We start from the raw sequence: 13,463 nt of genomic DNA on the forward strand, positions 1-13,463 counted from the left end.
TGCAACAAGGCCAAATTAAACAACAGGTCCCCGGGAGACCGCCCTCAATGTTCCAGCGCCTTTTTGGCCGCGAACGCAATGCCAACCGCGCTATCACCGAGGCGCTCTACGCACAAATCGTGGCGGCGGCGCGGCAAACGGTGTTTTATTCCGACTGGAATGTGCCGGATACGCCGCTCGGCCGCTTCGAGATGTTGTCGCTGCACATGTATCTCGTCCAGCACCGGCTGCGTGGCGAGCAAGGTGTGGCCGCCGAGGTCGCGCAAGTGCTGATCGACGAGTTCTTCCTCGATGTCGAGCATTCGTTGCGCGAACTTGGCATCAGCGATGTCGGCGTGCCCAAACGCATGAAGAAGCTGGCAAAGATGTTTTACGGCCGTACGGCCGCTTATGACGACGCGCTCAGGGAAAACGACCGGGTGGCGCTTGCGGCGGCGCTCGCCCGCAACGTCAGGCCGGACTCCGGCTCCTGGCCGCAGGCGTCGCTGCTGGCGGACTATGTCTGTGAGGCTTGCCAAAAGCTTGCCGCGCAGCCGACCGAATCGATCACCGCCGGCACCGCCGCGTTCCCGGCCGCCGGGGCCGCGTGAAGGAGGCCGCGATGAAAGACGACGAATTGCGCAGCCCCGTATCCTTTGTCGCCAATGTCGCGCGGTTGCCGCAGAAGGGCCTGCCTGTCCTGGTCGAGGCCGATGAGCGCCAGCGCGAAGCGCTGGCCGCTGAATATGAACTGCTTTCGGTCGAAAGCTATCGCGCCGAGCTGCTAGTGGCTTCCTGGAAGCGCAATGGTGTCAAGGTCACCGGTCGCGTCCAAGCCGACATCACGCAAGCCTGCATCGTCACGCTCGATCCGGTGACCGCGCATATCGACGAGCCCGTCGAGGCGCTGTTCCTGCCCGAGCAGTCGAAGCTTGGGCGCGAGGGTTTCGAAGGCGGCGGCGAGATCATCCTCGACGCCGACGGGCCGGACAGTCCGGAGACATTTTCCGGCGACGCCATCGACGTCGGCGCGCTGGCCGAACAGTTTTTCGGCCTGGCGATCGACCCCTATCCGCGCAAGGCGGGGGCCTCGCTCGACGTCGCCGGCGACGATCAGCCCGAGGAAAGCGATTTCCAGAAAAAGCTGCGTTCGCTGCTTGGAAAATCCTGAGAGTGGTGCGGATTTTGGAAAAGCTGGTTGTGTGCAGGCGCAAAACCGCTATTTTCGCCGAACCTTCGCGAGCCCCCTTACCCTGGCAGGCGTCCGCCGCAAGCCATGCAAACCGTGAGAAAAGCACTACGTGATCAGGATTTCCATCGATGCCATGGGCGGCGATCACGGACCGAGCGTGGTCATCCCGGCGCTGATGACGGTTGCCATCCGCCGCCCGGACATCCGCTTCGTCATCTATGGCCGCGAGGACGTGGTGCGTCCCGAACTCGCCAAGTTCCCGAAACTCGCCGAGATAAGCGAATTCGTCCATTGCGAGATCGCCGTGCGCATGGACGACAAGCCGAGCCAGGCGCTGCGCCATGGCCGCTGGAAGTCGTCGATGTGGAAGGCCGTCGAAGCGGTCAAGAACGGCGGCGCGCAGGCCTGCATCTCGGCAGGCAACACCGGCGCGCTGATGGCGATGTCGAAATTCTGCCTGCGCACCATGGCCACGATCGAGCGCCCGGCGATCGCGGCGCTGTGGCCGACGACGCGCGGCGAGAGCGTGGTGCTGGACGTCGGCGCCACCATCGGCGCGGACGCGCACCAGCTTATCGATTTCGCCATTCTGGGCACCGGCATGGCGCGCTCGGTGTTCGGCATCGATCGGCCGAGCGTCGGTCTGCTCAATGTCGGCGTCGAGGAGATCAAGGGCCAGGAAGAGGTCAAGGAAGCCGGCCGCATGCTGCGCGAGGCCAACATGGCCTCGATGAATTATCGCGGCTTCGTCGAGGGCGACGATATCGGCAAGGGCACGGTCGACGTGGTGGTTACCGAGGGTTTTGCCGGCAACATCGCGCTCAAGACCGCCGAGGGCACCGCAAGACAGATCGCCGGCTATCTGCGCGCCGCCATGAGCCGCACGCTCATGGCCAAGATCGGCTATGTCTTCGCCAAGGGCGCCTTCGACAGGCTGCGCGAAAAGATGGATGTCGGGCGCTCCAACGGCGGCGTCTTCCTGGGGTTGAACGGCATCGTGGTAAAGAGCCATGGCGGCGCCGATTCGGACGGCTTCGCGGCCGCCATCGAACTGGGCTATGACATGGTGCGCAACAATCTGCTTGACCGGATCGAGGCCGACCTCGATCTGTTCCATGCGCGCAACCCGACCGCGCAGGCAAACAGGAAGTCCGGCGTCGCCGGCTCCGAGGAATAGGAAAGAGCCTTGATCAGATCAGTCGTGCGCGGCAACGGTGCCGCGCTGCCACGCCGCATCATGAAGAATGCCGACTTCGAAGGCATGGTCGAAACCTCCGGCGAGTGGATCGTCCAGCGCACCGGCATTCGCCAGCGCCACGTCGCTGCCGACGACGAGACGACGGCCTCGCTTGGCGAAGCCGCGGCGCGCGCCGCGCTCGACAGCGCCGGCATGACGCCCACCGATATCGACCTCATCATCCTGGCGACCTCGACGCCCAACAACACGTTCCCGGCGACCGCTGTCGAGATCCAGAACCGGCTCGGCATGCATCACGGCTTCGCCTTCGACATGCAGGCCGTGTGCTCGGGCTTCGTCTATGCCGTCGCCACCGCCGACCTTTATATCCGTGGCGGGCTGGCCAAACGCGTCCTGGTGATCGGTTCGGAAACATTCTCGCGCATCCTAGACTGGAACGACCGCTCGACCTGCGTGCTGTTCGGCGACGGCGCCGGCGCGGTGGTTCTGGAGGCCGGGGAGGGAACCGGCGCCATTGCCGATCGCGGCGTGCTGGCGGCGAGCCTGCGCTCCGACGGCGTGCACAAGGACAAGCTCTTCGTCGACGGCGGTCCTTCGACCACGGGGACCGTCGGCCATCTGAGGATGGAAGGCCGCGAAGTGTTCAAGCATGCCGTCGGCATGATCACCGATGTCATCGAGGCGACCTTCGGCGAGGCCGGCATAACGGCCGGGGACCTCGACTGGTTCGTGCCGCATCAGGCCAATAAACGGATTATTGACGCTTCCGCCAAGAAGCTCGGGATTGCCGAGCAGAAAGTGGTGGTCACCGTCGATTTACACGGTAACACCTCGGCTGCCTCGGTGCCGCTCGCTTTGTCGGTGGCGGTCGCCGACGGCCGCATCAAGAAGGGCGACCTTGTGCTTCTCGAGGCGATGGGTGGAGGTTTCACCTGGGGCGCGGTATTGCTTCGCTGGTAAGTGCCGAACTCGCCGGTTCGGTTCTTGACCTTGCCGGATCAATTACTTAGGCTCAGCCTTTACCTGTATCGATTTATTTTTTTAGCGAGCTGATGGGACGGTCGCATGGGGGGAAAGACACTTACGCGTGCCGACCTTGCTGAAGCCGTTTACCGGAAGGTTGGCTTGTCGCGAACTGAATCCGCGGAGCTGGTCGAGGCTGTCCTGGATGAGATCTGCGAGGCCATCGTTCGCGGCGAGACGGTGAAGCTGTCGTCCTTCGCCACCTTCCATGTCCGTTCCAAGAACGAGCGCGTTGGCCGCAACCCCAAGACGGGCGAGGAAGTGCCGATTCTGCCGCGCCGGGTGATGACGTTCAAATCGTCGAACGTGCTCAAGAGCCGGATCCTGCGTTCGCACCAGAACAGCAAGGGCAAGGGCGGCAAGTAGTTTGCTGGCGAATGCGGTTGAAAACCGCCGGCCGTTTTGAAGCCGGGCTTGAATATCGTTTCATAAATCGCTGAAATAAGGGGCGATTCGGCACTATGCCCGGATCGCGGTCCAGTGTGGAGGATTGGCCCATGGACAAGAGCCCGGATGCTTTCCGCACCATCAGCGAAGTCGCGGAAGATCTCGATCTGCCGCAGCACGTGCTGCGTTTCTGGGAGACGCGCTTCACCCAGATCAAGCCGATGAAGCGTGGCGGCGGCCGGCGTTACTACCGGCCGCAGGACGTCGAGCTGATCAAGGGCATCCGGCATATGCTCTACGATCAGGGCTATACGATCAAAGGCGTGCAGAAGCTGTTGCGCGAGAACGGCAACCATTTTCTGGTCGCCATCGGCAATGGCGACATGGCCGCAGTGGAGGCTATCGCCCAGCGCCGCCAGGCCGACCAGGTGCCGCTGACGGCGGCCGCGCAGCCGCGCGGCGACGAAGACGCGCTGGTCGGCCAGCCGAAGGTGAAGCCCAGTCGTCGGTTCTTTGGTCTCGGTAAGAGCGACGACGAAGGTCCGGTACAACCAGACGCTTCGAAATTGTCGCGTGACAACCGCGCCTTGCTGCAGGAGGCGCTGTTCGACCTCTTGGAATGCAAGCGCCTGCTCGACCAGGTTCGTTGAACGGTCATTATCCCAGTTGATGCCGCGCGGTCGGCCCGCCGGAACTGGCTCGTCGTCCGCGCGTTAGGCCTTCTCGAAGAGAAGGACAACAAGCATGGCATCGTTCTCGACCCTCTCCGACCTGGATATCGACAAGCAGGTCGCGGCGCTTTCGCGACAATTGCACGACCTCAGGAAGGTTCTGGCCAGGCGTGGTGACGACTATTACGAGGATAGCCGCGAGGCGGCGTCCGACTATTATTCGCAACTTGCTGATCGCCTCCACGAGGCCCTGCCGGCAATCCGGCGCAGGGGCAGGGTGATCGAGCGAACGGCGCGCGATCACCCGGCGACGGCCGCTGCAGTCGGGCTGGTCGTGGTCGGATTGCTTGCGGGCCTTTTGATCAGCCGGCGCTGATCGATCGACGCGATTGAAACAGAAATGGCGGCCGTCCTCGACGGCCGCCATTTTCGTGCCCTGTGGTTTCAGGCGATCAGTTCGCCAGCTTGAGCCGGGTCTTCGCCGTTTTTGTCGGTGGTGTCGGTACAGATGCTCCTGCGGCACCAGGCACGAGCCATGGCCCTTACAGATCGCGCGGCCGTCGCGCGATTTTTCTCGTTTGACCGGCGAGTCAGTGTTCAGCCGTCAAAATTATCGGTGCCGCGCATCGCGCATCTGGCACGCAGCGCCTCGGCATAGAAGCGGCTCACTCCGCGATGCCGACGCCTGAGGTAGGCCGAGTCCTCAAGCCGCCACAGCCGTGCGAGTTGCTCGGCGATTGCAGGATTGGTCCATGTGCCGTAGCCGGCGGCGGAATAGATGCAGATTTCACCGGCATAGAGACCCTTGTCCGTGACCAGGAAATCGATCCTGGCATGATCGAGGTCTCCGGCGATATGGGGCGCCAGCGCTATCGCTTGCCGGACAAGGTCGAGCAGGGCGGGACCGACCGGCAGGAATTGGTCCTCACGCGGGTAGTCAGGGTCGCGTCCGGGTAGCGGACGCCCGTCGCCATCGAACAGATGCGAGCGCTCGGCGAGCTTGTCCTCGGCCCAGACATGGCTGATGTCGCCGCTGCAGACATGAACCTTGATGTCGGTGGCGATCGTTCTGCCGCTGAGTTTCAGCCGCTCCTCGACGAGAACGACGGGGGCGATTGGCCAATAGGCCCATTCGCCGCTACGCCGCCCGAAGCGTTTCGTAAGCCACCGCCTTGTCTTGCGCACGATCTCCGCCCGCCCGGGCTGGCCGTCGGAAACGAAGAGGTTCATTTCGCAGCCATGGTTGGTTTTAACGACGACTTGGCCGGCAAGCAGTGCCGCCGGTATGTCTTCCGGATTGCTGCCGGACCACAGCGTTTCAGGCACCGGCAACTCAGGACAGGCGGCGCGGATATGAGCCTTTGCCGCCAGCTTGTCGGTCAGCGTCACGAACAGCGGATTGTGGTCGACGATCTTCCGCCACAGCATCAGCTCGTTGTAGCGCGTTGGGGCGGCTGGGTTCGGCAGATAGCCAAGTCTCATGGCGAAGCGGGCAACGAGAACCGGATGGCGAAGGGTCAGCAAGATTCGAGCGGCCATCAGCACCAGGCGGTGTCCGGCCGGAAGGTCGGCGCTGGCCTCCTCCATCAGACACATTCCGGAGCGTGGTGCGGCATCACCGGATGCTAAAGCAGAAAAATTCCGATGGGGAGGCCGGACCGCGCAACAAGCGAAGGCCTGCCCATCGGCAAAAGCGAAAGGTCAGTACTTCTTCGGAGCCATCTTCTTGTGGTGGTGATGATGATGGTGATGGTGGTGATGATGATGCCAACGATGATGCCAGCGATGATGCCTGTGGTGATGACGATGATGATGATGCTTCTTCATCGGAGTTGCATCAGCGCTGGTGGCGCCCAGGATCGGAATGGTGAACGCCAGGGCCAGAGCCAGCCCGAGCGCTGAGAGAAGGGACTTCTTCATGACTCGTCTCCTTGTTAAGCGGGCGTTCCGGATGCACCGGATCAAATCCGGGACCCAAGCCTCGCAACAAGGACTATCCTCCTGGTTTTTTTCGACAATTTTTCCCAACTGTAGATTTTTGTTTCTGGATTGTTTCCGGGAAGCCCGTTGCGTCGCGCCCCCGCCCCGAAGGACGAGGATTGCGCGATCTTCTGGAAATCCAGGGACGCGGCCGCCTGGCCTTACATGGGCGGCGCGATGCCGTGATTTCCGACCACGACCCGGTTGGCGACGAGCTTGCCGTCGCCGCCGCGCTCGGCGTTGACGAACACCGCGATGCCAGGCGTCAGATCCGCCGGCGTGGCGGCGGCGAATGTCACGATCGGCGTCGTCTGCGGGATCGCGATCTGCTTCTTCTGGCCGTTGTCATAGGTGAGCGTGACCGAGCGGCCCTGGATCTCGGTGACGTCGGCGACGGTGCCGTTGGTCATGCGGCTGTTGGGCTGCAAATCCCAGTCGCGGTCGCCTTCGCCCGTGCCCTTCAGCGCGGCCGGGAAGATCACGACCTCAAGCGCGCCGCTGCCGCCATCGGCCTTGGACACCGAGGCGATGCCGAGAAAATCGCCCTGCTTGATATCGGCTGCCGATGCCTTCGCGACCCCCGAGATCTTCCAGCCGCCGGCAAGCGTGATCGCGTCGGTTTTGCCATCGCGGTCCTTCACCGTCAGCGTCGATCCGGCAACGCTGACGACGCTGCCTCGAATGCGCGTGACGTCCGCCGCCTGCGCATGCGTCGCGCTGATGACGCTTGAGATTGTGCCGAGCACAATTGCGAACGATTTCAAATCCATGGCATTCGATCCTTCCGTGAAGTGCCCGGCGCGCGGGTTTCGGCTGCCGGTGACGGCGAGCTAACGAATAGAGGCGTCGAAAATGCCGGCGAATCCGGCCGTCGCCCTTCAAAAGAACTTGATTGAGCGCCGCGCGGCCTTACATGTACGAAGCCCGAGGCATTAGGCCAAAACGCGCTTCACGATGGCGTGACGCCGTACCGGTGCTCTTGGCAAATCATTTGTTAACGAGCATTCTCCCGCCCGTCTCAGGCAACGCCACATTTCATCCGACCTGTTTCACCTTTAAGGAGTTGCCATGCCCAACACCGTACGAAACGCTGTTGCCAATGACATCATTGCCGCGTCCGGCCTCAATCCGTTGAAAGCCGCTCGCGAAACGAGGGGATACACGATCGAGGAGCTTTCTCTGACCTGCGGCCTGGCCGTGGGCGAGATCGTCGACATCGAGGACGGCAAGGACGCCGACCCCGCCAAGCTTCGCCGCATCGCTTCCGCGCTGCAAATGCCGGAAGAAGAATTGATCAGGGTGCCGTCCACAGAGAATCGGCCCACGCAGCAATAGAGGCGCCAGAGGCGTCAATTCAGGAGCCCGCCGAGGTTTGTCCCGGCGGGCTTTTTAGTGCCTGCGAGGCGCAGGCGCTGGCTCTTGCCAATAATGGCCGCGCCATGCGATTCGCCGATCGCTGCTGTCCGACAGACCTGACGAGGGTTCATCATGAGCTTGGAATCGGTTCACGCCTTCTTTGCCGAGCACGCGCCGGACGTGGAGGTCGTCGTCACCGAGGCAAGCTCGGCCACTGTCGCGCTGGCAGCCGAAGCCCATGGCGTCACGCCGGCACAGATCGCCAAGACGATCTGCCTGCGCGTCGGCGAGGAGACCATGCTGGTCGTGACCAGCGGCATCGCCAGGCTCGACAACCGCAAATTCAAGGACAGGATGGGCGGTAAGCCGCGCATGCTCAGCGGCGAGGAGGTGCTGGCAGTCACCAGCCATCCGCCGGGCGGCGTCTGTCCGTTCGGTCTGCCGGCGCCGCTGCCCGTTTATTGCGATCTGTCGCTCAAGGCTTTCGACGAAGTCGTTCCGGCGGCCGGCGCGACAAATGCCGCAGTGCGCATCACGCCGCAGCGCATGGCCGATCTGGTTGGCGCCGTTTGGGTTGACGTTTGCCAGTAACAATTGCCACCCGAAGCAATTCCCGGAAAAGTGCGTAGCGGTTTTCCGGCCGGAATTGCGTCAAACAAGAGACAGATATCTCTTCATGGTTCGTCGAGGGCCTTGGCGCGGTTTTTGACCGACATTCGGCCGCGGCTGTTCGCTTCTACAGGCGTCCGCCGCCCGTGCCTTTCGCCGTTGCGCCTCGAGCAATTGGAAAAGCGTCGACCAATGCCCAAAATCTGGACATTAGTCTTGACAGAAATACATATGTTCAATACCGGTCAAGCAACCGAACAGCATGCGACATGGGAGGAATACACGGTATGGCATCCAACATTTCGTTGACGGGCCTTGCCCGCGACCTTGAGGAACGAGCCAAGTCCGGCAAGCCCATCCGCATCGGCCTGATCGGCTCCGGCGAAATGGGCACCGACATCGTCACCCGCGTCGCTCACATGTCTGGCATCGAGATTGGCGCCATTTCCGAGCTCAACCTGCCGGCGGCCAGCAAGGCCGTCGACATCGCTTTCCAGGAAACCGGCCATGCGCGGGAAGTGTCGACCGCCTCGGCGATGAATTCGGCCATGGAGGCCGGCAAGATCGCCGTTACCAACGATTCCAGCCTGGTCATCGGCAACGACTTGATCGACGTCGTCATCGACGCGACCGGCGTTCCGGCCGTCGGCGCCGAGATCGGCCTGCGCGCCATGGAGCATGGCAAGCACCTCGTGATGATGAATGTCGAGGCCGACGTCACCATTGGAGCCTATCTCAAGAGCGAGGCCGACCGGCTGGGCGTCACCTATTCGCTGGGCGCCGGCGACGAGCCGTCTTCCTGCATGGAGCTGATCGAGTTCGTCTCGGCCATGGGCCATCCGATCGTGGCCGCGGGCAAGGGCAAGAACAACCCGCTCAACATCGACGCCACGCCTCCGGATTATGAGGAGGAAGCGAAGCGCCGGCATATGAATGTGCGCATGCTGGTCGAGTTCGTCGATGGTTCGAAGACCATGGTCGAGATGGCGGCGATCGCCAACGCGACCGGGCTGGTCCCTGACAAGCCCGGCATGCACGGTCCGGCCGCGACGCTGGGCGAATTGTCGAAGGTGCTGGTGCCTGAGAAGGACGGCGGCGTGCTGTCGAAGGTCGGCGTGGTCGACTATTCGATCGGCAAGGGTGTTGCGCCGGGCGTCTTCGTCGTCGCCGACATGTCGCATCCGCGCATTTCGGAGCGCATGGAAGACCTGAAGATGGGCAAGGGCCCGTATTTCACCTTCCATCGCCCCTATCACCTGACCTCGCTTGAAGTGCCGCTCACCTGCGCCCGTGTCGTGCTTTACGGCAAGGCCGACATGGTGCCGCTGGCCAAGCCCGTGGCCGAGGTCTGTGCGGTCGCCAAGAAGGATTTGAAGCCCGGCGACAAGCTCGATGCCATCGGCGAGTATTGCTATCGCGCCTGGATCATGACGGCCCCGGAGGCCCATGCGGCCCGCGCGGTTCCCTGCGGCCTGCTGCAGGGCGGCTCGGTCACCGCACCGATCAAGAAGGGCGAGCTCATCACCTATGCCAACGCGGCGCCCGCGCCGGGCTCGAAGATCGCCGAGCTGCGCGCCCGCCAGGACAAGCTCGTTTACGGCGCTGTGGAGGCGTGATCATGGCTGGAGCCAGCAAAGCCGTCGTGGCCGGCAAAGCCGTCCTGGATAGCCGGGCCAACCTGCCTTTCGTCTATCGCCAGTACAGCCCGGAGCAGCTGAGAGCGGTGCTTCATAAGATGTACCTCATCCGCCGCTTCGAAGAGGGCGCGGAAGAGTGCTACACACGCGGCCTCATCCACGGCACGATGCACCTGTCGATCGGCCAGGAAGCGAGCGCCATGGGCATCTGCATGCCGCTCGCCGAGGACGACCAGATCACCTCGACGCATCGCGGCCATGGCCATTGCATCGCCAAGGGCGCCGAAGTCAGCCGCATGTTCGCCGAGTTCTTCGGCAAGACCACGGGTTACTGCAAGGGCCGTGGCGGCTCCATGCATATCGCCGATGTCGCCAAGGGCAATCTCGGCGCCAACGGTATCGTCGCCGGCGGCATTCCGATCGCGGTGGGCGCGGGGCTCTCGTCCAAGATGATGAAGACCGGCAAGGTCGTGGTCTCCTTCTTCGGCGACGGCGCCAACAATGAGGGCGCCTTCCACGAAGCGCTGAACATGGCGGCGATCTGGAAGCTGCCGGTGATCTTCGTGTGCGAGAACAACGGCTACGGCATGTCGACCTCGACGGCACGCTCGACCGCGGTGAAGAACATCGCCGAGCGGGCGGCCGCCTATTCGATGCCCGGCGTCATCGTCAACGGCAATATCTTCTCCGAGGTGGCCGAGGCGTCCTTCAAGGCCGTCGAGCGGGCGCGTGCGGGCGAGGGACCGACGCTGATCGAATCCAAGACCTACCGGCATCGCGGCCATTCCAAGAGCGACCGCAACCGCTACCGCACCAAGGAAGAGATCGAGGATTGGATGGCGAACCGCGATCCGATCACGCTGTTCGAGACCGAGCTGCGCGATTTCGGCTTCATCGACGACCAGGGTATCCAGGCGATCCGCGACGCGGTCACCAAGGAGATCGCCGACGGCATCGAGTTCGCCAAGGCGAGCCCGGCGCCCGAGATCGCCACCCTTCAGAACTATGTTTACACGGAGCAGGCGTGATGGACGCCGCGGTGCGTGAACTGAGCTACGCCCAGGCGATCCAGGAAGCCATGGCGATCGCCATGGACATGGATGAACGCGTCTTCCTGATGGGCGAGGATATCGGCGTCTATGGCGGCGCCTTCCAGGTGACCGGCGACCTGGTCGAGCGCTACGGCGCCGACCGGGTGATCGACACCCCGATTTCGGAATTGGGTGGCGCCGGCGTCGCGGTTGGCGCGGCCGTCACCGGCATGCGGCCGATCTTCGAATTCCAGTTCTCGGATTTCGCCACGCTCGGCATGGAGCAGATCGTCAACCAGGCGGCCAAGATGCGCTTCATGCTCGGCGGCGAGGTCTCGGTGCCGGTGGTGATGCGTTTCCCTGCCGGCTCCGGCACGGGTGCCGCCGCACAGCACAGCCAGAGCCTCGAAGCCTGGCTCGGCCATGTGCCTGGCCTCAAGGTCATCCAGCCGGCAACGCCGCACGATGCCAAGGGCATGCTGCTTGCCGCGGTCGCCGATCCGGACCCGGTCATGATCTTCGAGCACAAGCTGCTCTACAAGATGAAGGGCCATGTGCCGGAAGGCCATTACACGGTTCCGATCGGCAAGGCCGAGATCCGCCGTGAAGGCCGCGACCTCACCGTCGTCGCGACGTCGATCATGGTGCAGAAGGCGCTCGACGCCGCTGCGGCGCTGGAAGGCGAGGGCATCGACATCGAAGTGGTCGACCTGCGCACGATCCGCCCGATCGACCGGCAGACCGTTATCGACAGCGTGAAGAAGACCTCGCGCCTGCTCTGCGTCTACGAAGCGGTGAAGACGCTCGGCATCGGCGCGGAAGTGAGCGCGCTCGTCGCCGAAAGCGAGGCGTTCGACTATCTCGATGCGCCGATCGTGCGCCTTGGCGGCGCCGAGACGCCGATCCCCTACAATCCGGATCTTGAAAAGGCGACGGTGCCGCAGGTTCCCGACATCATCTCTGCTGCCCGCGACCTCGTGAAAGGGGTCCGCTGAGCGATGCCGACAGAGGTCATTCTTCCCAAGGTCGACATGGACATGGCGACCGGACAGATCTCGCGCTGGTTTGCCGAGGAGGGGGCTCACGTCAAGAAGGGCGATGTGCTCTTTGAGATTGAGACCGACAAGGCGGCGATGGAGATCGACGCCCCTGCCAGCGGCACGCTGCGCAATGTGACAGGCAAGGAGCGCGTCGACATCCCGGTCGGCGAGCCTGTGGCTTGGATCTATGCTGACGACGAGGTTTATGCGTCTGAGAACAAGGCTCCAATCTCCCCCCAAGTGGGGGCGCTGTCGGCAAAGCCGACAGAGGGGGGCGCTGTCCCTCCGGCCTCTCAGCCTGTCGCGCCCCCGTCTGCGCTGCCGGCCATATCCCGCACAAGTGGAGATATCAGCCAATCGCCGACCGGCGAACGCGCGACGCCGCTTGCGCGCCGCCTGGCCCGCGAGGCAGGTCTTATGATTGCCGATATACGAGGCAGTGGCCCTCGCGGTCGTGTGGTGCGCGCCGATGTAGAGGCCGCAGTCGCCGCGAAGGGCTCAGCTACACTTGAGCAGCCGGCCGAGATCACGTCGCCGGCCTTGGCTGAAATCACGTCAGCCGCTTCAGCCCCACCCAAATCGATGTCGGACGACCAGGTGCTGAAGCTGTTCGCCGAAGGCTCCTATGAGCTCGTGCCGCATGACAACATGCGCAAGACGATTGCGCGGCGCCTCGTCGAGGCGAAGTCCACCATCCCGCATTTCTATTTGACGCTCGACTGCGAGCTCGATGCGCTCTTGGCGCTGCGCACGCAGCTCAATGCCGCAGCCCCGATGCGGAAGACCGACAAGGGCGAGGTCCCGGCCTACAAGCTCTCGGTCAACGACATGGTGATCAAGGCGATGGCGATGGCGCTGATGGCGGTGCCGGATGCCAATGCCTCTTGGACGGACAGCGCCATGGTCAAGCACAAGCACGCCGATGTCGGTGTCGCGGTGTCGATCCCCGGCGGCCTGATCACGCCGATCATCCGGCATGCCGATGAAAAGACGCTGTCGGTCATCTCCAACGAGATGAAGGACCTGGCCAGCCGCGCCAGGAGCCGCAAGCTGAAGCCGGAAGAATATCAGGGTGGCACGACAGCGGTGTCCAATCTCGGCATGTTCGGCATCAAGGACTTTGCCGCCGTCATCAACCCGCCGCATGCGACGATCCTGGCGGTCGGCGCGGGTGAGGAGCGGGCGGTGGTCAAGAAGGGCGAGATCAAAATCGCCACCGTGATGTCGGTGACGCTCTCGACCGATCATCGCGCGGTCGACGGCGCGCTCGGCGCGGAACTGCTCGGCGCCTTCAAGCGCTTGATCGAGAACCCGATGAGCATGCTGGTGTAAGCCTGCAGGCCTCGATCCGGCTTGCTCT

Annotated in this window: 16 protein-coding genes; 13 read left to right on the forward strand and 3 right to left on the reverse strand. The window is 63.3% G+C overall.

Annotation, left to right across the window (positions count from 1 at the left end; translation table 11 throughout):
- The first annotated feature begins 47 nt into the window (after positions 1 to 47).
- The 7 genes from WDX12_RS25670 to WDX12_RS25700 all read left to right on the forward strand — a co-directional run bounded on the left by WDX12_RS25670 (position 48) and on the right by WDX12_RS25700 (position 4,826).
- Positions 48 to 590 (forward strand): ubiquinol-cytochrome C chaperone family protein, encoded by a 543-nt coding sequence (locus tag WDX12_RS25670; protein WP_320297457.1) that lies wholly within the window; start codon positions 48 to 50, stop codon positions 588 to 590.
- Positions 591 to 601: 11 nt separating this feature from the next.
- Entirely contained in the window at positions 602 to 1,150 is a 549-nt protein-coding gene (locus WDX12_RS25675; RefSeq protein WP_434722497.1) for a YceD family protein, read from the forward strand.
- 130 nt (positions 1,151 to 1,280) lie between these two features.
- Positions 1,281 to 2,348 carry a phosphate acyltransferase PlsX gene (gene plsX, locus WDX12_RS25680; protein WP_320297263.1) on the forward strand — a complete coding sequence of 356 codons (1,068 nt, stop codon included), beginning with the start codon at positions 1,281 to 1,283 and terminating at the stop codon, positions 2,346 to 2,348.
- A 9-nt stretch (positions 2,349 to 2,357) separates the two neighbouring features.
- The gene (locus WDX12_RS25685; protein ID WP_434722498.1) at positions 2,358 to 3,329 is read left to right on the forward strand and encodes a beta-ketoacyl-ACP synthase III; all 972 of its coding nucleotides are present in this window, start codon (positions 2,358 to 2,360) and stop codon (positions 3,327 to 3,329) included.
- Between the two features lie 105 nt (positions 3,330 to 3,434).
- Positions 3,435 to 3,758, forward strand: a complete 324-nt coding sequence (locus WDX12_RS25690) for an integration host factor subunit alpha (protein ID WP_320233628.1) — start codon at positions 3,435 to 3,437, stop codon at positions 3,756 to 3,758.
- A 131-nt stretch (positions 3,759 to 3,889) separates the two neighbouring features.
- Entirely contained in the window at positions 3,890 to 4,429 is a 540-nt protein-coding gene (locus WDX12_RS25695) for a MerR family transcriptional regulator (protein WP_434722499.1), read from the forward strand.
- Positions 4,430 to 4,523: 94 nt separating this feature from the next.
- Positions 4,524 to 4,826, forward strand: coding sequence for a DUF883 family protein (locus WDX12_RS25700; RefSeq protein ID WP_320297261.1), 303 nt, complete (start codon positions 4,524 to 4,526; stop codon positions 4,824 to 4,826).
- A 221-nt stretch (positions 4,827 to 5,047) separates the two neighbouring features.
- Here WDX12_RS25700 and WDX12_RS25705 read toward each other — a convergent pair whose 3' ends face one another.
- The 3 genes from WDX12_RS25705 to WDX12_RS25715 form a co-directional block, all read right to left on the reverse strand.
- Complete coding sequence (locus WDX12_RS25705) at positions 5,048 to 6,037, reverse strand: ATP-grasp fold amidoligase family protein (RefSeq protein WP_434722500.1); 990 nt, start codon at positions 6,035 to 6,037, stop codon at positions 5,048 to 5,050.
- Positions 6,038 to 6,151: 114 nt separating this feature from the next.
- Positions 6,152 to 6,370, reverse strand: a complete 219-nt coding sequence (locus WDX12_RS25710; protein ID WP_434722501.1) for a hypothetical protein — start codon at positions 6,368 to 6,370, stop codon at positions 6,152 to 6,154.
- A gap of 221 nt (positions 6,371 to 6,591) precedes the next feature.
- Positions 6,592 to 7,200 carry a hypothetical protein gene (locus tag WDX12_RS25715; protein ID WP_434722502.1) on the reverse strand — a complete coding sequence of 203 codons (609 nt, stop codon included), beginning with the start codon at positions 7,198 to 7,200 and terminating at the stop codon, positions 6,592 to 6,594.
- 298 nt (positions 7,201 to 7,498) lie between these two features.
- On the opposite strand from WDX12_RS25715, the gene WDX12_RS25720 reads away from it, so the two are divergent.
- The 6 genes from WDX12_RS25720 to WDX12_RS25745 all read left to right on the forward strand — a co-directional run bounded on the left by WDX12_RS25720 (position 7,499) and on the right by WDX12_RS25745 (position 13,435).
- Positions 7,499 to 7,765 carry a helix-turn-helix domain-containing protein gene (locus WDX12_RS25720; RefSeq protein ID WP_320297257.1) on the forward strand — a complete coding sequence of 89 codons (267 nt, stop codon included), beginning with the start codon at positions 7,499 to 7,501 and terminating at the stop codon, positions 7,763 to 7,765.
- Between the two features lie 153 nt (positions 7,766 to 7,918).
- The gene (locus tag WDX12_RS25725; RefSeq protein WP_320297256.1) at positions 7,919 to 8,377 is read left to right on the forward strand and encodes a YbaK/EbsC family protein; all 459 of its coding nucleotides are present in this window, start codon (positions 7,919 to 7,921) and stop codon (positions 8,375 to 8,377) included.
- Between the two features lie 305 nt (positions 8,378 to 8,682).
- Complete coding sequence (locus tag WDX12_RS25730) at positions 8,683 to 10,011, forward strand: NAD(P)H-dependent oxidoreductase (RefSeq protein ID WP_320297255.1); 1,329 nt, start codon at positions 8,683 to 8,685, stop codon at positions 10,009 to 10,011.
- Between the two features lie 2 nt (positions 10,012 to 10,013).
- Entirely contained in the window at positions 10,014 to 11,060 is a 1,047-nt protein-coding gene (locus WDX12_RS25735; RefSeq protein WP_434722503.1) for a thiamine pyrophosphate-dependent dehydrogenase E1 component subunit alpha, read from the forward strand.
- Positions 11,060 to 12,058: an alpha-ketoacid dehydrogenase subunit beta gene (locus tag WDX12_RS25740; protein ID WP_434722504.1), complete on the forward strand. Its 999-nt coding sequence runs from the start codon at positions 11,060 to 11,062 to the stop codon at positions 12,056 to 12,058. Before WDX12_RS25735 ends, WDX12_RS25740 begins: the two co-directional genes overlap by 1 nt.
- Positions 12,059 to 12,061: 3 nt before the next feature.
- Complete coding sequence (locus WDX12_RS25745; RefSeq protein ID WP_434722505.1) at positions 12,062 to 13,435, forward strand: pyruvate dehydrogenase complex dihydrolipoamide acetyltransferase; 1,374 nt, start codon at positions 12,062 to 12,064, stop codon at positions 13,433 to 13,435.
- The last annotated feature ends 28 nt before the right edge of the window (positions 13,436 to 13,463 follow it).

This window comes from Mesorhizobium sp. RIZ17 (assembly GCF_051127865.1).
Classification (GTDB): Bacteria; Pseudomonadota; Alphaproteobacteria; order Rhizobiales; family Rhizobiaceae; genus Mesorhizobium; species Mesorhizobium humile.